The sequence below is a fragment of the Metabacillus litoralis genome (assembly GCF_003667825.1).
GTDB lineage: Bacteria > Bacillota > Bacilli > Bacillales > Bacillaceae > Metabacillus > Metabacillus litoralis_B.
Genome location: NZ_CP033043.1, coordinates 3879663 through 3900458 on the forward strand (window position 1 = coordinate 3879663; position 20796 = coordinate 3900458).

Annotated in this window: 22 protein-coding genes; 4 read left to right on the plus strand and 18 right to left on the minus strand. The window is 39.0% G+C overall.

Annotation, left to right across the window (positions count from 1 at the left end):
- Positions 1-595: 595 nt before the first annotated feature.
- The 6 genes from D9842_RS19000 to D9842_RS19025 all read right to left on the minus strand — a co-directional run bounded on the left by D9842_RS19000 (position 596) and on the right by D9842_RS19025 (position 5475).
- A complete protein-coding gene (locus D9842_RS19000) occupies positions 596-1168 on the minus strand; it encodes a TIGR01440 family protein (protein WP_121663874.1) in 573 nt (190 codons plus the stop codon).
- A gap of 17 nt (positions 1169-1185) precedes the next feature.
- Positions 1186-1632 (minus strand): ribose 5-phosphate isomerase B, encoded by a 447-nt coding sequence (gene rpiB / locus D9842_RS19005; protein ID WP_098795452.1) that lies wholly within the window; start codon positions 1630-1632, stop codon positions 1186-1188.
- A 46-nt stretch (positions 1633-1678) separates the two neighbouring features.
- Complete coding sequence (locus D9842_RS19010) at positions 1679-2965, minus strand: methyl-accepting chemotaxis protein (protein WP_121663875.1); 1287 nt, start codon at positions 2963-2965, stop codon at positions 1679-1681.
- A 24-nt stretch (positions 2966-2989) separates the two neighbouring features.
- The gene (locus D9842_RS19015; RefSeq protein WP_121663876.1) at positions 2990-3439 is read right to left on the minus strand and encodes a low molecular weight protein arginine phosphatase; all 450 of its coding nucleotides are present in this window, start codon (positions 3437-3439) and stop codon (positions 2990-2992) included.
- Between the two features lie 141 nt (positions 3440-3580).
- On the minus strand, positions 3581-4444 hold the full coding sequence (locus D9842_RS19020) for a TIGR03943 family putative permease subunit (RefSeq protein ID WP_121663877.1): 864 nt from the start codon (positions 4442-4444) through the stop codon (positions 3581-3583).
- A gap of 14 nt (positions 4445-4458) precedes the next feature.
- Entirely contained in the window at positions 4459-5475 is a 1017-nt protein-coding gene (locus D9842_RS19025) for a permease (RefSeq protein WP_121663878.1), read from the minus strand.
- A 230-nt stretch (positions 5476-5705) separates the two neighbouring features.
- On the opposite strand from D9842_RS19025, the gene D9842_RS19030 reads away from it, so the two are divergent.
- Positions 5706-6674 (plus strand): CobW family GTP-binding protein, encoded by a 969-nt coding sequence (locus D9842_RS19030; protein WP_162987511.1) that lies wholly within the window; start codon positions 5706-5708, stop codon positions 6672-6674.
- Positions 6675-6701: 27 nt separating this feature from the next.
- Here D9842_RS19030 and D9842_RS19035 read toward each other — a convergent pair whose 3' ends face one another.
- From D9842_RS19035 to D9842_RS19050, 4 genes are all read right to left on the minus strand, one after another.
- Positions 6702-7460, minus strand: coding sequence for an alpha/beta hydrolase (locus tag D9842_RS19035; RefSeq protein ID WP_121663880.1), 759 nt, complete (start codon positions 7458-7460; stop codon positions 6702-6704).
- 77 nt (positions 7461-7537) lie between these two features.
- A complete protein-coding gene (locus D9842_RS19040) occupies positions 7538-8098 on the minus strand; it encodes a manganese efflux pump MntP (protein ID WP_121663881.1) in 561 nt (186 codons plus the stop codon).
- A 76-nt stretch (positions 8099-8174) separates the two neighbouring features.
- Positions 8175-9221: an L-threonylcarbamoyladenylate synthase gene (locus D9842_RS19045; protein WP_121663882.1), complete on the minus strand. Its 1047-nt coding sequence runs from the start codon at positions 9219-9221 to the stop codon at positions 8175-8177.
- Between the two features lie 166 nt (positions 9222-9387).
- Positions 9388-9831, minus strand: a complete 444-nt coding sequence (locus D9842_RS19050) for a GNAT family N-acetyltransferase (protein WP_121663883.1) — start codon at positions 9829-9831, stop codon at positions 9388-9390.
- 170 nt (positions 9832-10001) lie between these two features.
- Here D9842_RS19050 and D9842_RS19055 point away from each other — a divergent pair, with 170 nt between their 5' ends.
- Both D9842_RS19055 and D9842_RS19060 read left to right on the plus strand, forming a co-directional pair.
- Positions 10002-10856, plus strand: a complete 855-nt coding sequence (locus D9842_RS19055; RefSeq protein ID WP_121663884.1) for a hypothetical protein — start codon at positions 10002-10004, stop codon at positions 10854-10856.
- Between the two features lie 44 nt (positions 10857-10900).
- On the plus strand, positions 10901-11929 hold the full coding sequence (locus D9842_RS19060) for a hypothetical protein (RefSeq protein WP_121663885.1): 1029 nt from the start codon (positions 10901-10903) through the stop codon (positions 11927-11929).
- Between the two features lie 89 nt (positions 11930-12018).
- Here D9842_RS19060 and spoIIR read toward each other — a convergent pair whose 3' ends face one another.
- From spoIIR to prfA, 3 genes are all read right to left on the minus strand, one after another.
- The gene (gene spoIIR / locus D9842_RS19065) at positions 12019-12672 is read right to left on the minus strand and encodes a stage II sporulation protein R (RefSeq protein ID WP_121663886.1); all 654 of its coding nucleotides are present in this window, start codon (positions 12670-12672) and stop codon (positions 12019-12021) included.
- 128 nt (positions 12673-12800) lie between these two features.
- Entirely contained in the window at positions 12801-13649 is an 849-nt protein-coding gene (gene prmC, locus D9842_RS19070; RefSeq protein ID WP_121663887.1) for a peptide chain release factor N(5)-glutamine methyltransferase, read from the minus strand.
- A gap of 7 nt (positions 13650-13656) precedes the next feature.
- The gene (gene prfA, locus D9842_RS19075) at positions 13657-14727 is read right to left on the minus strand and encodes a peptide chain release factor 1 (RefSeq protein ID WP_121663888.1); all 1071 of its coding nucleotides are present in this window, start codon (positions 14725-14727) and stop codon (positions 13657-13659) included.
- Positions 14728-14877: 150 nt separating this feature from the next.
- On the opposite strand from prfA, the gene gloA2 reads away from it, so the two are divergent.
- Entirely contained in the window at positions 14878-15264 is a 387-nt protein-coding gene (gene gloA2 / locus D9842_RS19080; protein ID WP_121663889.1) for an SMU1112c/YaeR family gloxylase I-like metalloprotein, read from the plus strand.
- Between the two features lie 144 nt (positions 15265-15408).
- Here gloA2 and nikE read toward each other — a convergent pair whose 3' ends face one another.
- From nikE to nikA, 5 genes are read right to left on the minus strand one after another with little or no spacing between them, the layout of a single operon-like run.
- Positions 15409-16305, minus strand: coding sequence for a nickel import ATP-binding protein NikE (gene nikE / locus D9842_RS19085; RefSeq protein ID WP_121663890.1), 897 nt, complete (start codon positions 16303-16305; stop codon positions 15409-15411).
- A 17-nt stretch (positions 16306-16322) separates the two neighbouring features.
- On the minus strand, positions 16323-17150 hold the full coding sequence (nikD, locus tag D9842_RS19090; protein WP_373995078.1) for a nickel import ATP-binding protein NikD: 828 nt from the start codon (positions 17148-17150) through the stop codon (positions 16323-16325).
- Between the two features lie 6 nt (positions 17151-17156).
- On the minus strand, positions 17157-17990 hold the full coding sequence (gene nikC, locus D9842_RS19095; RefSeq protein ID WP_121663892.1) for a nickel ABC transporter permease subunit NikC: 834 nt from the start codon (positions 17988-17990) through the stop codon (positions 17157-17159).
- The gene (gene nikB / locus D9842_RS19100; protein ID WP_121663893.1) at positions 17987-18931 is read right to left on the minus strand and encodes a nickel ABC transporter permease subunit NikB; all 945 of its coding nucleotides are present in this window, start codon (positions 18929-18931) and stop codon (positions 17987-17989) included. The genes nikC and nikB overlap by 4 nt, the downstream gene beginning before the upstream one ends.
- A gap of 25 nt (positions 18932-18956) precedes the next feature.
- Positions 18957-20573 carry a nickel ABC transporter substrate-binding protein gene (nikA, locus tag D9842_RS19105; protein ID WP_373995128.1) on the minus strand — a complete coding sequence of 539 codons (1617 nt, stop codon included), beginning with the start codon at positions 20571-20573 and terminating at the stop codon, positions 18957-18959.
- Positions 20574-20796 lie beyond the last annotated feature (223 nt).

The following is a 20796-nucleotide window of genomic DNA, read 5'->3' on the forward strand; positions in this document are numbered from 1 at the left end:
TTGTCCCGATTCCTGTTTTATCGGGACTCATTTTTGCTTGCCACACCAGTTTTTGTCCCGATTCCTGCTTTATCGGGACTCATTTTTGCTAAGCACTCTGGTTTTTGTCCCGATTCCCGCTTTATCGGGACTTATTTTTGCCTAGCACACCAGTTTCTGTCCCAATTCCCTTACTATCGGGACTCATTTCCCCTTGGCACACCAGTTTCTGTCCCGATTCCCGCACTATCGGGACTCATCTTCCCTTGGCACACAAGTTTCTGTCCCGACTCTCGCACTATCGGGACTCATTTCCCCTTGGCACACCTGTTTCTGTCCCGATTCTCGCACTATCGGGACTCATTTCCCCTTGGCACACCTGTTTCTGTCCCGATTCTCGCACTATCGGGACTCATTTCCCCTTGGCACACCTGTTTCTGTCCCGATTTTCGCACTATCGGGACTCATTTTTGCATAGCACACAAGTTTTCATCCCGCCTCCCGCTTATCCAGTCACAATCTATGAGTCAGCATCCTACTCCCCCTTCAGAACAATCCCTAACAGTATACCGCGACCTCCAAAAAGAAAAAGAACCAACCAAAGTTAGTTCCTTTTCTATCGACAAGATTGATTTTCTGTTGTGCTTTCATAAACGGCTCGTGCGCCGCCGATTAGTTTTGGACGAGTTTTGGCCATTGTGACATGGGCAGAGCCGATTTCCGTTATTTTGCTACGGAGTGGGACGGCAACATGTTTTAAGTGCATTCCGATAAAGGTGTCACCAATGTCGACTCCCGCATCTGCTTTGATAAATTCCACCACAATCGGGTTTTGCATGTGCTGGTATGCATAGGTGGCCATTGCACCACCTGCTTTTCTCACAGGAACAACCGTTACCTCTTCAAATCCCTTTGCTCGTGCCACCTCTTTTTCTACAACAAGCGCACGGTTTAGGTGCTCACAGCATTGAAAGGCTAGGTGCACACCTGTTGTTTGGTGCAGAGTATGGAAGGTTTCATAAATCATTTCGGCTACTTCTTCTGTACCGGCCGTACCGATTTTTTCACCGATTACTTCACTAGTGCTACAGCCTACCACAAGGAGATCCCCTGCATTAAGCTCGGCTTGATTTGATAAGTCATTTAATAACTCAGATAAATCTTGCTTCCATTTTTGGAGATTTGTCATGAATTTACGACTTCCTTTTAGTTTTGATTCTCTTCGTATTGAGTGATCTTGCCTACACGTGTTGCGTGACGCCCACCTTGGTAGTCCGTTGTTAGCCAGATTTTAGCTATATCTCTTGCTAGGCCAGGACCGATTACGCGCTCACCCATTGCGAGCATGTTTGTATCATTGTGCTCACGAGTTGCTTGAGCACTGAATGTATCATGAACAAGTGCACAGCGGATGCCTTTTACTTTGTTGGCAGCGATGCTCATGCCAATGCCAGTTCCACAGATTAAGATGCCACGATCGAATTCACCGTTTGCTACTTTTTCTGCTACAGGTAGAGCGTAATCAGGATAATCAACGGATGTTTCACATTCACACCCCATATCCTCAAATTCGATATTTAATTCTTCAAGTAATCCAATGATTTCTTTTCTAATATTGATTCCACCGTGATCTGATGCAATTGCTACTCTCATCGTGCCCTCCTATGGTTACGTATTTCTTCCATTTTTATTCTATCTCTTAAATAATAAAACGATCAATTGTTTTCCTTAATTCTTCTGAACTTTCTGCTAGTTTCTTTCCTAAATCGTTCATGTGATTAATTTGTTCGGACTGCTCTTTAATGGACGATGCGACTTCATGCGCACCTGCTGATGTTTCCTGGGCAATAGCGGCCACTTCCTCAGATTGCGCACCTGTTTTGTGTAATGAATCCATTTGTTGATGAATGAGCTCACTAATTTGCTTAACTGCAGTTGCCACATCTAAGATAGCTTGACTTGATTCACTTAGGATTTCAGCCGATACTTGTCCATTTTTTGCTTGGTTTCTAGCCGTTTCAACTTGTTCCCCAATTTGCCCAACAACATTTTGAACTTCTTGTTGAATGTTTTGTATTAGACCTGTTATTCCTTGAACGGCTTTTGCACTTTCATCAGCCAGTTTACGAACCTCATCAGCAACAACAGCAAAGCCTTTACCATGCTCACCTGCTCTAGCAGCTTCAATTGATGCATTTAGTGCGAGTAAATTTGTTTGGTTTGCAATCTCCCCAACAAGTGATACGATCGATGATACTTCATTTGCGTGTTCTTCTAAACGACGCACAGCTGTCATGGATTTTTCATTTTCTTCTGCTAGTGTGTGAATTCCACCGATTAGTGATGTATAAACTTCTTTCGTTTCATTTAATGAGGACACCATTTCATTCGATAGCTTCTCTGATGTTGTTGCTTTCTCTTCTACCTGTGTAGCAAATTCAATAATATCTTCAACAGCTGTAGCAGTTTCCTGAATAGCCGTTGCCGATTGGTCTGCACCACGTGCAATTTCTTGAACAGTGACTAATATTTCATCCGCCTGATTTGAGGCGCTACTAGATGCCGTTGCCATTTGGCTAACTTGTTCATTAGTTGAGTGAAAGTTTGACTCAATGCTTTGAACCATAGTTCTCATGTTGTGCAGCATTTCGTTAAAGGCTACACTTAGTGCTCGAATTTCATCATCACTAGTTGAAACAGGAACATCTTCATTTATATCTCCTTGTGCCGCTTTGTATGCAGCAACTTCAAGCTTTTGTAATGCTCTAGTCAAAAATCCTGATCCAAAGTAAGCTAAGACCCCTGACCAGAAGATTCCCATTACTAATGTAATAAGTGTAAAGATTCCTGGTGACACAAGGTGATCCACATATTCAACTAAAAATGAGATAAAGATCGCACTTGTTGAATACGTAATAATCGCAAGTACGGTTGTAAAAATGACCAGCTTTAATCTTAAGCTAAACTTATACTTTTTCTGTTCCATGATGGTTTCTCCTCTGCATGTGGATCATTTGTTAAGCTTATCTACTAATTTTGAAATAAGTTCTTCGAGGTCCGATAAGGTTTGACGATACATTGGGAGCGGTCCCCCGAATGGATCTGAAATATCTCGTTTTTCTCCATCCTGATCTGAAACATATTCTGAAAGTGTAAATGTTTTACGCCCTGCATAAGGATGTTGATCAATGACCGATTGTTTATGTTGATTTGTCATCGTTAAAATAATCGTCGCCCATTCAACTAGGTCTTTTGTCAAACTTGAGGATTGATGTTCACATGTAATCCCTTTTTCCTTTAAGGCCTCAATTGCGTTTGGAGATGCTGTACTGCCATCAAAAGCAAAAACTCCTGCAGATTTTACGCTAATGTTATCTGAGTTTTTTAAGTGATTTAAAAGAGCCTCAGCCATCGGGCTTCTGCATGTATTCCCCGTACAAACAAATAGTACATTTGTCATATAAAACACTCCTTTCTTTTATTATAATAAAAAAATGGAGCTGAAAGTAGTCGTGAGTGTTAATAATTCGACAAATGTGTGATGGGATTTTCATATTCTTTAAATAAAAAAGTGTAGAACAAAGGTCTACACTTTTACATGTTAATAAATATAGATATATGGATCAGAAGGTGCTTCAACTTTTTCTAACGAGCTAATTCCGATAGATGGGATTGTTACTCCATTTCGGTCAGCTTTTTCAATGACTCCTGTCACCTTAACCCATTCATCATTTTTCAAATTCTTTACTTCATCACCAGTTGCGAGAGTTCCCATTACTTGAAGATCTGCCACACAGCAGGATACGGTGAATCTGGAAACTGCCATTTGGTCTTGAGTAAAATCAGGCTCACGGTATACAAAGCCGGTTAGTTCAATTTCTTTACCGACAAACTCATCTAGATGCGTTTCAAGATATCCAGATATTTTTTGATACTCTACATCTGTGACAACTATTTTCTCACTATTTAAAAGTCCCTCGATGTAAAGATCATCAACACTTTTTGGCTGAGTATCATCTGCTGCAGTGCTTTCGCCAGTTGATTTCTCTTGTGTGTTAGTGTTTTGATTTTCTTCCGCTGCTACAGAAGACGTCCCTAGGTTAATACCTCTTTTCGCTACGATCGAGCTGTCCAAAATAACTTCCGGAAACATAAATCCAGTTAAGATCGGAAACAAAAAGATTGAATAGATGAGTAGAGACTTGATTGGTGAGCTTTTCGCAGCGTGATCTAGTCCACAATCACAAAAAAGCTCCATATCTTTTTTAGAATCACTACGAAAAATTTGAATGGTTCCAAGTATTAAGAATGTACCGGTAGCAAAGTAAATAAACGGCAGCATTTTTGGTGCAATAAAGTTAGTAATATCTCCTGAAATGATTAGTTTAAACAATAACATCGTAAAGCCGACTAAGATAATTCCGCGAATAAACTTTTGAAACCCTAAGTGATCTGACTGCTCCATCTAGATTCCTCCTATTAAAATAGTATTGCTTGATAGATAAGAACACCTACGTATACAACAACTGTCACAACTACGATAAATACAAGGACAAATTTTGCTTTAAAATACGCAAATAGCATGACGGTATTTTTTAAATCCAGCATTGGTCCATAAACCAGGAATGCTAAAAGGGCACCTGGTGCAAACGCACTTCCAAATGAAGCCGCAACAAATGCATCCGCTTCTGAGCAAAGTGATAAAAGAAATGCAAAAGCCATCATGACAATTGGTGAAGAAAATTCATTTGAGCCTAAACTTACAAGAATGCTTCGATCTAAGAATGTCTGGAATACGCTAGCAATTAGAGCACCAATAATTAAATATTTACCCATATCGAAAAATTCATCACTTGCATGGTAAATCGTTGCTTTTAATCGATTTACTTTCACAGGTGTTTCTAATGGGTCAGCTCCTCTTCCAATTAACTCTTCAGATGTTACTTTAAATTGATTAGTTTGTTTAAATAGAGCATATAAAATTAACCCGATGACCATTGATAATAAAAACGCCAAAGCCATCCGCCCAATTAAGATATCCGTATTGTTTCGAAAAGCAAAGTAAGTGGAAGCAGCAACAACAGGATTTAGAATCGGAGCACAAGCTAAAAAGACGAACGCAACATGCAATGGCATCCCTTTTTTAATAAGTCTTCTCACAACAGGGACAATTGCACATTCACAGACTGGAAAGATTGCTCCTAGTAATGCCGCCGGCAAAACAGCAACGATCATATTCTTTGGGATATACTTTTGAACAGTTTCTTCTGAGACAAAGACTTGAATGAGAGATGAAACAAAAACACCTAACAATATAAATGGTATTGCCTCGATCACAATACTTAAAAAGATTGTATTTAAGTTTAATAGATTTTGAGGAATGGTAAATTGCCTTTGTAACGTTTCGTAATCCCAAAAGAGAAAGAAATAGATAAACACGGCAACTAAAGCTAATCCGATTATCTCTTTTGACTGATTTAATAGTGATGTTTTCATTCTAAAACCCCTTCGTTTTCTTGTTTTTCATCCAACTAGATCCAGGTATTTTTTTATCTTTTTCTGCATATGTCTTTATGATAGAGTTCAAATGTTAAGGAATCTTTTACATAATTTGTAGATTTCGTAAAGTTTTTGTAAATTTCTGCTATAACGTTGTCGAAGATACTAGAATAAAATATGATGATAGAAATAGAATCGTTATGTTTCCTACTAAATGGAGGGATTTGATGAACAAACCTGTTGAAGTCTATATACTAAGCGGTTTTTTAGGAAGCGGGAAAACTACTGTTCTGAAGAGAATTGTAGATGAATGTAAAAAACGTGACCAAAAGCTCGGCATTATTTTAAATGAGCTTGGCGATACAAATGTAGAAAATCATCTTTTTGAAAATGAAAAAATGTACGAGCTCCTTAACGGCTGTATTTGCTGCTCGATTCAGGATGACTTAAAGATGACCTTGAATCAATTTGTGGAAAATCCTGTTGATGTATTACTTATTGAAGGAACTGGTGTAGCAAATCCGAATGAAATTGTAGAGGCTTTGGCCACTCCGGAATTTATTGATAGATTTTCTCTGCTTTCGATTATTAGTTTAGTTGATGCTAGCAATTACCTTGACTATCAAAGTATTTTTTCTAGTTCAAAGGAAATTCGTACGTTATTAAAGGAACAAATTACAAGTGCATCACTGATTATTTTAAATAAAACGGATCTTGTTTCAGAGAAAAAGCTGGAAAAAATCAATTCACAAATAAGCAAGCTGATCACCCATGATGTACCTGTTGTGAAATCTAGCTTTGGTGAGGTTTTAGCTGATGTGCTTCTTCAAACAAGAATTAGAACGTTGAACTTATCCCAAGAAGCTAAAACTTGTGGCTGTTCTTCTACCTGCGATCATGTAAATCATGCTGCAATTAAGGCGATTAAGCTTGAGGATTTACCTGTTGTGGAGAAAAAGGAATTCGAGAAGTGGCTGAAAGGGCTACCTAATGACGTGTTACGCGGGAAGGGAATCATTCAATTTAAAGGTGACTCTGCTCTATATTCGTTCCAATTTGCTTCAAAAAAGCTTGCAGTGGATAAAGTAGAGGGAACAACTAGCCAAAAGCCAATTATGATATTGATTGGGAATTCTTTAAACATTGAAGAAATCCGATTATCGTACGAAAAAACATTTTTACAGCTATCCAAATAAAAACAAAGAGGTGCACTCACCTCTTTGTTACTTTATAAATTCAAGTAAAGTCGGCACCCTCTTTTTGAAATCCTCATAGTGATGACGACCTTTAGGTATAATATCAAATTTTATATTCGGCACTTTGTTATTCAGTAATTCATAAACCCTATTGTTTGATGCTATAAATTCTTTATTTTTTCCTTCATCATTTGTCTCACTGTCACCACAATCCATATAAACGCCTTTTACACCAAACAAATTTGAATGTTGAATGTATGTTTCGATTTCTTCCTGATTTCGTAAAAAGGCTGAGGATAATGCAGCAACCTTGTGGAAAACCTGTGGATAACTACAAGCAGCATAAACCGATATTAACCCTCCTAGTGAAATACCTGCTATTGAGTTTTGATTGTTTAATGTGCGGTACTTTTTATCAATAAATGGCTTAAGTTCATTGATGATAAAATCAACATAGTCTTTCCCCTTACCACCTGGTAAATCAACCTGTCCAAAATGCTTCTTGCTATAATCACCAATTTCCCAAGGACAATATTCATTCATTCGCTCCTCAGGGTTTTGATCAACGGCCACCACGATCAACTCATATTCCTGTTCATTAAGATACTGTTCAAGCCCTAAAGATATGCCGCCAATCGCTTCATCATCACTAAACACATTTTGACCGTCATGCATGTACAACACAGGATAACGTTTTTCTCCCTTATCATAATGCTTCGGTACATAGACTCGAATTGTTCGTTGTTGCTTAAGAGCTGTCATATATAGGGAGAAAATTTCAACCATGTTTGTTCACCATTCACTTTCATGTTTATGTATTTTAAAAAAGGCCCAAACCATAAATGATTTGAACCCTTGAAAACTTAAAAAGGAAACAAAAGCTTTAAACCGAACGCAAGCAGAATACTTCCACCTAGCGCTTCACTGTAGGCACCTAACCAATTTTGGACACGTTTTCCAACTAATAAACCAATCCACGTTAACACCATGCTAACGACTCCGAACATCATTACTGTTAGAAATGTTTTTGCTCCGTAAATTCCTAAGCTTAAACCAACTGAAAAGCTATCTAAGCTCACACTTAAGGCAAAAACGATTAAACCAAAGCCTACTGGTGTAATGAGTGGCTCATCATCTTTTTTAAACGATGCAAAAATCATTTGAATGCCTAATAAGATCAGTAGAGTACCGCCTAATAAAGTGGCAATCGTTCCAAACGTATCACTTAGAAGACGGCCAATTAACATACCGACAAGTGGCATCCATATATGAAAAATGCCAATTGTGATTCCTATGTAAAAAATCTGCCGCATTCGCAGCTTAATTAAGCCCATGCCAAGGCCGACCGAAAATGCGTCCATACCTAGAGCTAGTGCCATAATAAATAAAGTAACAAGTTCTCCTAGAATTGATTCTATGTTCATTTTCCCCCTCCTCGGACACGCCTAATTAACCTTATGCGCACCCGATTCTGATTAGAACATCGTATTAGGAGCTTGTTTATTCTTCTACAATAACTTGGTTTCCTGCTGCTTTTAAAAGCCTGTTCATAACAGCTTCACCGACACCAGCCTGTGGAAAACTTTCACTTAAAATAAGATCAACATCCTCTTGATCAAATTTTCTTAACACATCATAAAGATTGGCTGCGACAGTTTGGAGGTTTTCCCGTGTTCCGCATGCTATGACCTTTGCAGCTAGAAGCTCACTTTTCCCTTCCTCTGTTGTTAACACGCCTACTTTTTTTCCGTCCTTTTCGTATTGGTTAATGAGAGTTTGTAAAAATGAACGGCTTCCATCAACCACAATAACAGGTGCGTTTGGAGCATAATGTGTATATTTCATGCCAGGAGACTTTGGTGCATGGCCTTCTTCAAGTAATGCCTGGTCCACACCCACTTTTCCAACAACGGCTTCCAATTGCTCCTTCGTTACTCCACCAGGTCTTAGGATTGTTGGAATGGCTGCTGTACAATCCACAACCGTTGATTCAACACCAACCCCAGTTTGACCTCCATCTACAATTCCACTAATTCTTCCTTTAAGATCGTGGTATACATGTGTAGCTTGGGTTGGACTCGGCTTTCCGGATCGGTTTGCACTTGGTGCCGCGACTGGGACATCTGCTTCTTTTATTAACGCTAAGGCTATTGGATGATCTGGCATTCTCACCCCAACAGTATTAAGACCCGCTGTAACGAAGTCAGATAGCTGCTCTCCCTTTTTATTCAAAACTAATGTTAACGGTCCCGGCCAAAATTCTTTGATTAATTGCTTTGCATAGTCAGGGATATCCTGTACAATATCGTTTAGCTTTTCTTGTGAAGCAATATGGACGATCAGGGGGTTATCACTTGGACGTCCCTTTGCTTCAAATATTTTACGGACCGCTTCATCAGAGCACGCATTTGCCCCAAGTCCATAAACAGTCTCGGTAGGAAAGGCAACAACCTCGTTTTCTTTCAACATTTTTGCTGCCTGTGCAATTTGTGGATAACTAGTGGATAAGTCTGTTAAGTCATCCACAGTCCAAAGATTTGTGTTCATTTTTTATTAACTCCCTTAATATCCGTACTTTCACCTACATATCTTGCCTAAATGTAGAGATTTAACTCTAGAAAGTATAAAAGAAGACTCACAATAAAACAAGCCTTATCCACAAATTGTGGATAAGGCTGTTATAATTGTGAATAACTATGTGGATATTGGAAAATTAAGATGATTTCACCATAATCATTGCATTTGGATCTTCAAGTGAACCACTCATATGATCTAAGGTTAACATTTCATCCGGAATCACATCGGATTCGATTTGACTAAAGCCCATTAATGTTAAAAAATGGACAGAAGCTTCTTTGTTTGTAACAAGGTATAAACTCGAGATTCCCTTTTTCTCCGCTAACGTTTGAATGCTTTGAAAAAGTGTCACAATATGTGCCTGCTTCAGCTTGTCCGAAACAACAAGAGACCGCAGCAATCCATGAGTATTCAGCGGTTCCACCCCAATACAGGCCACAACCTCATGATTACCATCCTCCAACATTACAAAATAATCTATTATATGATCCAAACCTTCTGAACTAAGCCCTGCCTTCTCAATAAAATCTGTTAATCTACCAAGATCTTTTTCCTCTGCTATTTTTAACTGAAACAACATACTTTCACCCCATTTTGTATTCTCTACTAAACTCTATGAGGCGAAAGCTAGATTTATTCATAGATTTTGTTCGACAAACTTCGGGAAGTGACAGGCACTACGTACAGACTTCTACGTTCCTAACCGAAGAGTATATATGGTGCATTTTTCAACGGAAAGGTGGTGAAATCATGCAATTCCGTCATTTATTATTTGTTGCTTTGGTCAGTTTTGTAGCCTTTGCTTTTCCTGATGATACCTTTGCTAGGGAAAACGGTCAGGCTGAGAATAGTAATGCCCAGAATGCTCAACAAAAAGTGGACACGGTAAAAAAGGAAATTTCCCAACCTACTCCATCACCACAAGCAAAACCGGAAAAACCTGTACAAAATAAGGTGGAGAAAAATCTTCCGGCTCAGGCAAGTGAAAAAGCTAGTAAAGCAAAGCCCCTTCCTGAGAAAGCTAGTGATAAAACGAGCAACACTAAGCAGCTTCCTGAGAAGGCTAGTGATCAGGCAAAACAAGCTGTTAACAAAGTGAAAGAAGATAAGAAAAAAATGGTTAACAGCACCCAGCCTTCAGAACAGACAGAAAAGAAGAAATCATCTGCTACTGAACAGAAGGCCGAAATTGAAGTGAAAGCATCTCTACAGACTGTTGTTACTACAACACCTTCTGTTAAAGAGTCTACTTCAAACACTTCCGAAAAAGCTGATGACGTTAAACCTGTTGAGACTAGTAAAGAGGAAGTGAGTGTGGAACCTAAGAAGGAAGATGAAACTCCTGTTAACAAGGAAAACAATGTTCCAATCAAGGCGATCAACCCTCACTCTTCTGTTTCTCAAAAATCTTCTGAAGAATCTTCAAAGGACAGAACGAGCAAAGGATCCAATGCAAATAGTACATTTGATAAATTCATAGTAAATGCAGAAGCATACTTGATCGTTAAGCGGGTTCAGCCACTTATATCTAAGCAGCTTGAATTCTGCAATCAATGGGATCATGCACCTCCATCGCCGCCACCACAAGATACTCCTTTTTTCTAAAACTAGTGTAAATACATTTTTTAATAGAAAAAGGAGAGAAAAATATGTTAAAAATGAACGTGGTAAAAACAGCGGTATTAGCAGGAATTGTTTCAGTTGGAATTTTTGCTGGAGGTCAAATTAGTGAAGCAGCAGGACCGAAGGATGCTAAAGCAGTAAAAACGGTAAATGTTGTGGAAGCTAAAAAGGTTGAAGTGAAAGCTGGTAAATCACAGGCTAGTGTAAAGGCTAGTGCAACAGCAAAAGAACATGCTGCGGCAAATTCAGCTGTACACGGAAAAACGAAAGTAAAGGCTCAAAAAACTGAAGAAGAAGTGCAACCTGAAGGAACGGAATCAGAACAAACAGAAGTTGTGGAAGAAACAGAAAAGCAAAATAATTCTGCAGCAAACAAAGCAAACTCACAAGCATATGAGAATTCTAATGACAATGCGAAATTGCATGCAAATAAAAACGCTGCTGTTCACGCTGTAGCTGAAGAAGAAGTTACAACAGATGTAGTAGAAAATACTTCTGAAGAAACGACTGAAGAGGCTACTGATGTTAATGAAGATAGCGATTCTACTACTGTAGAAACTGATGCAACTGAAGAGGGTACAGAGGAAGCTACAGATGATAGCGAAGATCGTGAAACGACTGTAGAAGACGATGCTGTAACTAACGAAGATGCAGAAGAGGCTACTGACGTTAATGAAGATAGCGAAACGACTGTAGAAGAGGGCACAACTGAAGAAAGTACAGAAGAGTCTACTGCTGTTAACGAAGAAAACGAGACGACTGTAGAAGAAGGTTCAACTAAAGAAGGAACGGAAGAGTCTACTAACGTTAACGAAGATACTGTAGAAGAAGCTACAATTGAAGAAGAAACGACAGAATCTACTGAAGATGAAGCTAGTGAAGCTGTTGAAGTGAATACTTCTAACAAAAATAAAGCGGCAGCAAAAGCAAATGAACACGCTAGTGACATGGCAAAATTACACGCACATGCAAACTCTGCTGTTCATGCAAAAGCTGTGGAAGAAGAAACAGTTGTAGCAGATGAAGAAATCGAAGTAGAAGTAACGGTAGAATAAATCTATACAAAAAAGCCGGAGTGATTAACACTCCGGCTTTTTTGTATTCGACAAACTTCGGGGAGTGACAGGCACCACCACAGCCCCACCTACGAAAACAACCCTTGGAACCACTCTACCAAAAAGAATTTTACTTCTACTTCTTGTTTGTCTTCTTCTTCGTCGACAACTAGAGATGCAACTTCTTCTGTTGTTTTGTTTGCTTCGTTTGTTTTTTCTGTTTCTTCGGCTTGTACGGCTTCTCCGTTTGAGAAGTCTAGGAAGCATAGTGGCGGGAATAGGACACACCACCAGTTAGCGCCCTTAGCCTCACCAAGGCTGATTAAGATTGCTTCATACTCACCTGCTGGATAAATGAAGTTACCATAAAGCTTTGTTGGAAAACTTACATCATGATCAAAATCTACTGTATACTCTTGCTCCATATTTTCTTCCTTTAGTACACGTGCAACGATGTTTTTGATTTCTGGAAGTCTTGATTCTATTAACTCTTCAGCTGCTTCTACTGAAGTTAATTCTGCAACCCATTCTGTGATTTCCTTGTTTACTTCGTCACGAACTTTTCTCTTTAACTCTTGATCTTCATCAGAATTACTATTTGCTAGAATTCGTAAGCGAATTGCTTCATCTGGTATCACTACCGGCTCCTGTGTGCTAGCTTCCACCGGCTCTTTATAAACATTTGCTATTGCCCCAAAGAATAATAAGAATATATATATAAGTGCTAATTGTTGTTTTTTCATTTCCTCACGCCTCCCTTGTAGTAGACAGTATAGTCAGCGTGAGAGATTCTTAAACTATATTTTTTTAAAAAAATAGTTTTATAGTTTTTAAAAAGAAGAAACCCCAGTTTTACCAAGGGTTCTGTTCTTTAAACTGTTGCAAATACCATGCGATCTTTACCATTAATATCGTAAACAACTTCCACTTTTGCCTTTATTGGAAGTGCTTGTTCAAGAAGAGCCTTAACATCCTTCCCTTGCCCCGCCCCAATTTCAAACGCAATTAACGCTTTGGGATTCAGCAAGCTTCTCATGTCGTTTATCAGCCTTCTATAAAAATCCAAACCATCTTCTCCACCAGCTAATGCGCGCATTGGTTCATGATCCTTCACAACAGGTGATAGTGTTTCGATTTCCCAATCTGGAATATAAGGTGGATTTGACACTAAGATATCGATTTTATTTTTAACAGGCTCTAGTAAATCTCCGTGAAGCCACTCTACTTCTGCATGTAGTTCTCTGCTGTTTTGCTGTGCTACTTGAAGAGATTCCTCTGCAATATCAACAGCTGACACACGGAATTTCGGGTTTTCAAGAGCCAAGGTAATCGCAATGGCACCACTGCCCGTCCCGACATCGACGACATTTAGTTCTTTCTCACCTTCAAAATGCTGAGAGGCTCTATGTAAAATCCCTTCAACAAGCTCCTCTGTTTCAGGCCGTGGTATTAATACCTCTTTATTGACAATAAAACGTCTGCCATAAAACTCTTCATATCCGATTAAGTATTGAACAGGCTGTCCTTCAGCATGTTTTTTCACATCCGCTTGAAATGCATGGATTTGCTTCTCTGAGAGGACCAGTCTCAAATTAGACAATAATGTTGCGCGCTCCATCTCTAGATGGTGTCGTAGTAACAATTCTCCGGCATTTTCATCTCTTCCCGCTTCCTTTAAAAAAGAAGAAGCCCAGTTCAGGGCTTCGTACACAAATTTCATGCTTATTTTAATCTTCCGCAGCTTCAAGGCGGCTTGATTGATCTTCAACGATAAGTGCTTCTACGACTTCGTCAAGCTTACCTTCAAGAATTTGATCAAGCTTTTGAATCGTTAAACCGATTCGGTGGTCTGTTACTCGGTTTTGCGGGAAGTTATATGTTCGAATACGCTCTGAACGGTCACCAGTTCCAACCGCAAGCTTACGGTTTTGATCGTACTCAGCTTGTGCTTCTTGCTGGAATTTATCATAAACACGAGCACGAAGGACCTTCATCGCTTTTTCTTTGTTTTTGATTTGTGATTTTTCATCCTGACACGATACAACAGTATTAGTTGGTAAATGTGTTAAACGAACAGCTGACATTGTTGTATTAACACTTTGTCCTCCTGGACCACTTGATGCAAACGTATCAACACGAATATCTTTTTCATGGATTTCTACTTCTACTTCTTCAGCCTCTGGTAAAACAGCAACTGTCGCGGTTGACGTATGGATACGACCGCCTGATTCTGTTTCAGGAACACGTTGTACACGATGGGCACCGTTTTCAAATTTTAATTTTGAATAAGCACCTTTCCCATTGATCATAAAGATAATCTCTTTATAGCCACCAGTACCTGTAGCGTTCGCTTCCATTACTTCTGTTTTCCAGCCTTGCATCTCAGCGAAGCGGCTGTACATTCGGTATAAATCGGACGCAAACAATGCAGCCTCATCTCCACCTGCTGCTCCACGGATCTCCATAATAACGTTTTTATCATCGTTAGGATCTTTTGGAACAAGTAAAAGCTTAAGACGAGCTGTTAATTCTTCTTCACGTTCTTCTAACTCGGAAAGCTCTTCCTTCGCCATTTCACGCATCTCTGCATCAAGCTTCTCTTCAAGCATTGATTTTGTATCAGAAATTTGCTCACGGACTTCTTTGTATTCGCGGTAAGCTTCCACAGTTTCTTGTAAATCTGATTGTTCTTTTGAATATTCACGTAGCTTTTTTGAATCGTTAATAATATCTGGATCCATTAAAAGCTGATTTAACTTTTCATAACGGTCTTCTACCGACTGTAAACGATCTAACACACATGTTCACCTCAATTTTCATGCATAACATTATAATTATAGTATAGGTCACAATAAGCGTCAAAAGCAAATTGACTAAATATAGCTCATTATAATATGATTTGTGAAAAACCGTTACTTTATTACATATTTAGGGGGAGTAGGTAAAATATGAAAATTAATAAAATCCACCATGTTGCGATTATTTGTTCTGATTATGAAAAATCAAAGAGGTTTTACACAGAGGTACTTGGGTTTCCTGTTTTATCGGAAGTTTATCGTGAAGAACGGAAGTCTTATAAATTAGATTTGATTGTTCATGACACCTATCAAATTGAACTATTTTCTTTCCCAGATCCCCCTAGCAGACCTAACCAGCCTGAAGCAGCAGGTCTACGCCACCTCGCTTTTGAAGTGGACAACATTGATGAAGCCGTGTCTGAGTTAGTAGGAAAAGGTGTCGAAGTAGAAGAAATTCGGATCGATCCATTTACCGACAAAAAGTACACATTTTTTAAAGATCCGGATGGACTTCCGTTGGAGTTGTATGAGGGGTGATTTGGTGCCTGTCACTTCCCGGTTTTTGTCGAACAAAACAGGTAATTTGGGGTTGTGGTGCCTGTCACCTCCCGAGTTATACAATATAAAAAAGGAGTGCAAAAACAGGCACTCCTTTTCCTTTACTATTCTTTGTCGTAGGATCTATAAGCGGGTCAGGGAACCTGTCCCTCCGTCCCTTCTTTGTCGTAGGATCCTGTACGCGGGACCCGTCCCTTTGTCACCAAACGAGCCGCTATCCCTTACTGTGCGGTTTCGTGGGTGCTCGGCAAGGATAGAGTTTCTCATTTCCTTTGCGACAGGATGGTTTGAGGTGAAGAATTGAGTTTTGTCGTGGTAGAGTTCTACGAGTTCTCCTTTTTCCAGTAAACCCATTTTATCGCTAATTTCATATGCTGCTTTTATGTCATGTGTAATAAAGAAGTAAGATAAGCCAAAGTCTTTCTTTAATTCTTTTAGTAATTCTAAAACAAGTGTTTGAGTGACCATATCAAGACTGCTTACAGATTCATCTAATACGATCAACCTTGGCTTTAGAGAGATGGCTCGTGCAATATTAATTCTCTGCAATTGGCCACCGCTAAATTGGTTCGGGTATTTTTTTAGGTCCTGTTCGCTTAAACCTACTCTTTCTAGCAACTCAATAATCGTTCGCTTTTGTTCATTCACCGTTAGCTTTTCGTAGTTTTCTAGAGGCTCTGCAATAATACGCTCTGCCGTCATTCGAGGATTAACAGAAGAATAGGAATCCTGGAATACTACTTGAAGATCTCGGCGAATTTTATGAAGAGTACGCTTTTCAATGCTATAAAGATCTTGGCCCTGAAAAAGAATTTCACCTTTTTGTGGTCGTTCTAATCCAAGTATTACTTTACCTAAAGTGCTTTTACCAGCCCCGCTTGATCCAAGCATCCCAAGACAGGTTCCTTCTTCAATAGAAAAAGAAATATCGGAAAGGACCTTTTTCGAACGATCTTTCCATTTAAAAAATGATTGAGATCCGTAGCTATGAGTTACGTTATTTACTTGTAATAAACTCATTTTTCTCCCCCTCAATCTCAAAAGACAGTTTCGTTTACATGTAGTAGTGGGCGTGCCTGCAATAGTTTCTTTGTATATTCATGCTGCGGCTCATCAAATAGCTGAAACACATCTGCTTTTTCAACAATTCTACCATTTTGCATGACCGCTACGTCGTCTGCCATTTCTGAGATCACCCCTAGATCATGGGAGATTAACAGAATAGCCGAACCATATTTAGAACGAATTGAATCTAAATGACCCAACACTGTTTTTTGATTTTTAACATCGAGTGCGGTAGTTGGTTCGTCAGCAATAATAACAGCTGGATGGGTACATGCTGCAATGGCAATCATCACACGTTGAAGCATACCTCCGCTTAATTGAAAAGGATAGGATTTTAGCAGTTTGGCAGGGTCAGGTAGATTAACAGAATTCATTGCTTCAATCGCAAGCTCTATTGCTTGTTTTTTATGACAATTTGTATGAGAGCGAATCGTTTCAACAAATTGATGGCCAATTGTAAAAACAGGTGTAAAAGCATTCATTGGGTTTTGCATAATAAACGCGATATCCTTGCCACGTATCTTACGCATGTCTTTGTCATCTAAACCGTTCAATTCACGACCTTGTAATGTGATACTTCCTTCAATTGTTGACGTTTTTCTGTCAAGAAGCTGAAGAATAGCCATACTTGTAACGGTTTTACCGCATCCACTTTCTCCAACAAGACCAAGAACACTTCCACGCTTTAGTTCAAAATTAAGGCCATGAACTAGAGAAAGCTCACTATTCTTCGTTTTCACCTTCACATGTAAATCTTTAACCTGTAGCACATTTGACTGTTCTGTTTCCAACCTTCTCATCCTTTTTTAAAATCTACGTTTTACACCGTAACGCTCTGACAATGCTTCGCCTAATAAATTGAATGTAACGATTACTACCATTATAAACAAACCTGGATAGAGCATTAATTCAGGATTCGTCCGTATATATGACTTTCCTTCATGAATCATTGCCCCCCACTCTGGTGTAGGAGCCTGAACGCCCAATCCGAGAAACGACATGGCTGATATATCCATAATTGCCCAGCCCATTTCTAATGTCCCCATCACAACAAGTGGTGGAAGTACATTTGGAACAATATGATTTTTAATAATCTTCCATTGAGAAGAGCCACTCACCTTTGCAGCAGCAATAAAGTTTTGCTCCTTTAAGCTTAGGACCATTCCCCGGAACATCCGCGCATAATAGACCCATTGCACAAGCATAATGGCGATAATAACTTGTGTCAGTCCAGGTCCAAAAATACCGACAAGACCAAGAACAAGGATCAGGTTCGGAAAAGCCATCACGCCATCACAAAATCTCATTAAAACATGATCAATCCAACCGCCTTTATACCCCGAAAAGGTTCCAACAATCAGGCCAATTAGAATCGATGAGATAAAAATTAAAAGGGCAAAACCTAGTGATATACGGGCACCATATAAAATTCTTGATAAATTGCATCTTCCTAGCTGATCTGTCCCTAAAGGATATTCCCATGATGGAGCCTGTAATTTATTCACTATATTAACAGCAATCGGATCATTAGGTGCAATCCAAGGAGCAAATATGGCAATGAAGAAAAGAATACCTAAAATAACCGAGCAGATCGGAATTATTTTTTGATTGATGAACATTTGACGTATTCTTCTTATCATTGCTTGTAGCCTACTTTCCTGGAAATGCGAGGGTCTATCACCATTTGAATCACATCTACTAGTAAATTACTAATAATAAACAAACTTGCTCCAATTAACACATAGCACTGAATAACCGGTATATCACGATTAAAAATTGCTTCAATAAAGTAACGACCAAAGCCAGGCCAAGAAAAAACAGCTTCAACGATAATGGTACCTGTTAAAAGTTTTCCAAGGTTCATTCCTAACCCGGTAATCATCGGTGAAATGGCAATTCTTAACACATGCTTTGCCATAATTGTTTTCTCCTTAATCCCCCTCGTTCTCGCATAAAGCACATAAGGCTCATTTATATTTTCAAGCACACTAGCACGTAGCAATCTTGTGTAAATTGCAATTAACGGAAGAGCCAGGGTTACGGAAGGAAGAACAAGATGTTGCCACGTTCCAGTACCTTCAACCGGAAAAAGATCGAGCTTTACTGAAAAGAAAAATATAAAAAGATATCCAAGCCAAAAAGAGGGGATGGATGCCCCTATAAAGGAAAGAAATCGACTAAAATGATCGATAACGCTATTTTTCTTTATTCCAGCAAAAAAGCCAAGAGGAACACTAACGAGGATCGCTATTAAAATACTTCCTAGTGCTAGCTGAATGGTAGCTGGTATTCGAGTGATGACCTCATCCCAAACAGGCTTATTCGTAACATAAGATATGCCAAAGTCAAGCTGGCATATCTTCATAATAGAATTTACATATTGAATGAAAAATGGCTGATCTAAGCCAAACTCTTGTCTTTTTTGTTCCAAAAGCTCATCAGTTGGTTGAATATGGGCCGCAGTTAAATAAGCCTCAGCCGGGTCTACCGGTGAAAGGTGAATCATTCCGGTTGTCACAAGTGCTGCCAAAAGAAAAACCGGAACGATCGAGAACATTCGCTTTAAAATAAAAGTGCCCATAATAACCTCCTGATACTGCTACTTCCTACTCAATGCTAATGTTTGTAAATGGATGCTCATCACGATTAGCAGGGAAAGTAAAGTTCGTTACATCCTTTTGATAGATTGCTGTTTTCTTAATATAAGAAATAGGAATAATCGCTCCCTGTTCTTGTATCGATGTTAAGATTGATGTATATAGCTGCTGACGTTGTGCCTCATCAGTTGTCTGAGGAACCTCTGCAATTTGTTTTAATATTTCAGCTTTGTTTGGATAAGCTGATATTGCCTCATTAAATCCAAACCCTTCTGACGCAACAATGTTTAAGAACGTATGTGGGTCATAAGGAGCTCCATAGTTACTAAAGAAATTCACATCAAATTCATTATCCTTAAAGCGTTGAACCTGCTCAGTTAGTTCAACTCCTACAATGTTTAATTTTACACCAATTGCTGCCCATTCAGATTGAATAACTTCAGCCATTGTTTTTTGAATTAGTTCTGCTGAATCATACATTAGCTCAATTTCAAGGGGTTGTCCATCTTTTTCACGAACTGTTTCTCCTTCAGAAAGCGTCCAGCCTGCTTCGTCTAATAACGATTTTGCTTTTTCTACATCATAATCAATGACAGCTGCACCATTGTCTTTTGTATAAGGTAAGTTTGTTGGCAGGATATAATCTGCTTTTTCTTCATACCCTGACGTAACACCCTCAACTAAAGCTTCCTTATTAAAAGCGTAGTGTAAAGCTTGACGCACTTTTTCATCAGAAAGCTGTTCTTTTTTCGAATTGATCACAAGCTGTCTTGTTGCAACTGGCTCAGAAATACTAGACTCATAGCTTTCTGTTGATTCTAACTGTTTGAAAGCATCTAAACTAATTGTTCCTTCTCCATACAGGAGATCGATTTCACCTTTTTCAAACGCTAGCACTCTTGTTTCGGCATCAGGAATGATTTTCACAGTAATTTTTTCTTCTTTCGGAAGCTCACCCCAGTACTCTTCATTACGCTTGAAAACAGCATATTCATCTACTTTATAGTCATCTAGCACCCATGGACCTGTTCCGACTGGTTCGACTACACCTTTTGAAGTATCACCATCCTCAGGAAACCCTGCTTCGCCTAAGAAGCGAACTGGTCTTACAACAGCCAATTCCTGAATTGTTGGATAATAAGCTTCTGTTAAAGTTAGCTTGAATGTATGTTCATCAACAACTTCAGTTGAAGCAATTTTAGATAGAAAACCTAACCAGCTATGCATATCTAAATGATTTAAAATGGTATCAAAATTCTTTTTCACAACTTCAGCATTAAAGCTTGTTCCATCAGAGAACTTTACACCTTCACGAAGATGAAACGTATATTCCTTACCATCTTCAGAAATATCCCAAGACTCTGCAAGATGAGGTTTTAGCTCTCCACCCTCTTGGTAGCTCACTAATGGTTCATATACCATTGATTGCGCAAATAATTGTGAAGGATTATACACATGTGGATTCATTTCCCCTATATCTCTAGGCCAAGCGAACGTAAGCATATTCTTTTCGCTTTTTTCCTCTGAGCTCACAACTTCTTCATTGTTATTTGCACACCCAAATAACATTGTCGATAAAATCAAAATAAATACAGATAATAGTAGAACTTTACGATGATGTTGCACCTTCTTAACCAAAGCTGTTTCCTCCTAAATGCAATTGATAATTGTTTTCAATTGTATGGGAAGTAGGTGGTTCTGTCAATAGAATTGTGGGAATTTTCAGGTTTGGGGTCTGCTTGTGTTTGGTGCCTGGTCCGGGGTTGGGGTGCCTGTCACTTCCCGAAATTTGTCGAAGACTTCACAATATGTAAAACTTCCACTTTCTTTGCCGAATTGGTTCTTGTTT

What these genes read in the sequence shown, in the direction of transcription:
- D9842_RS19000 (WP_121663874.1), bottom strand. Translation starts at nt 1,168, where the DNA reads ATGACAAATCTCCAAAAATGGAAGCAAGATTTATCTGAGTTATTAAAT.
- rpiB (WP_098795452.1), bottom strand. Translation starts at nt 1,632, where the DNA reads ATGAGAGTAGCAATTGCATCAGATCACGGTGGAATCAATATTAGAAAA.
- D9842_RS19010 (WP_121663875.1), bottom strand. Translation starts at nt 2,965, where the DNA reads ATGGAACAGAAAAAGTATAAGTTTAGCTTAAGATTAAAGCTGGTCATT.
- D9842_RS19015 (WP_121663876.1), bottom strand. Translation starts at nt 3,439, where the DNA reads ATGACAAATGTACTATTTGTTTGTACGGGGAATACATGCAGAAGCCCG.
- D9842_RS19020 (WP_121663877.1), bottom strand. Translation starts at nt 4,444, where the DNA reads ATGGAGCAGTCAGATCACTTAGGGTTTCAAAAGTTTATTCGCGGAATT.
- D9842_RS19025 (WP_121663878.1), bottom strand. Translation starts at nt 5,475, where the DNA reads ATGAAAACATCACTATTAAATCAGTCAAAAGAGATAATCGGATTAGCT.
- D9842_RS19030 (WP_162987511.1), top strand. Translation starts at nt 5,706, where the DNA reads ATGAACAAACCTGTTGAAGTCTATATACTAAGCGGTTTTTTAGGAAGC.
- D9842_RS19035 (WP_121663880.1), bottom strand. Translation starts at nt 7,460, where the DNA reads ATGGTTGAAATTTTCTCCCTATATATGACAGCTCTTAAGCAACAACGA.
- D9842_RS19040 (WP_121663881.1), bottom strand. Translation starts at nt 8,098, where the DNA reads ATGAACATAGAATCAATTCTAGGAGAACTTGTTACTTTATTTATTATG.
- D9842_RS19045 (WP_121663882.1), bottom strand. Translation starts at nt 9,221, where the DNA reads ATGAACACAAATCTTTGGACTGTGGATGACTTAACAGACTTATCCACT.
- D9842_RS19050 (WP_121663883.1), bottom strand. Translation starts at nt 9,831, where the DNA reads ATGTTGTTTCAGTTAAAAATAGCAGAGGAAAAAGATCTTGGTAGATTA.
- D9842_RS19055 (WP_121663884.1), top strand. Translation starts at nt 10,002, where the DNA reads ATGCAATTCCGTCATTTATTATTTGTTGCTTTGGTCAGTTTTGTAGCC.
- D9842_RS19060 (WP_121663885.1), top strand. Translation starts at nt 10,901, where the DNA reads ATGTTAAAAATGAACGTGGTAAAAACAGCGGTATTAGCAGGAATTGTT.
- spoIIR (WP_121663886.1), bottom strand. Translation starts at nt 12,672, where the DNA reads ATGAAAAAACAACAATTAGCACTTATATATATATTCTTATTATTCTTT.
- prmC (WP_121663887.1), bottom strand. Translation starts at nt 13,649, where the DNA reads ATGAAATTTGTGTACGAAGCCCTGAACTGGGCTTCTTCTTTTTTAAAG.
- gloA2 (WP_121663889.1), top strand. Translation starts at nt 14,878, where the DNA reads ATGAAAATTAATAAAATCCACCATGTTGCGATTATTTGTTCTGATTAT.
- nikE (WP_121663890.1), bottom strand. Translation starts at nt 16,305, where the DNA reads ATGAGTTTATTACAAGTAAATAACGTAACTCATAGCTACGGATCTCAA.
- nikD (WP_373995078.1), bottom strand. Translation starts at nt 17,150, where the DNA reads ATGAGAAGGTTGGAAACAGAACAGTCAAATGTGCTACAGGTTAAAGAT.
- nikC (WP_121663892.1), bottom strand. Translation starts at nt 17,990, where the DNA reads ATGATAAGAAGAATACGTCAAATGTTCATCAATCAAAAAATAATTCCG.
- nikB (WP_121663893.1), bottom strand. Translation starts at nt 18,931, where the DNA reads ATGGGCACTTTTATTTTAAAGCGAATGTTCTCGATCGTTCCGGTTTTT.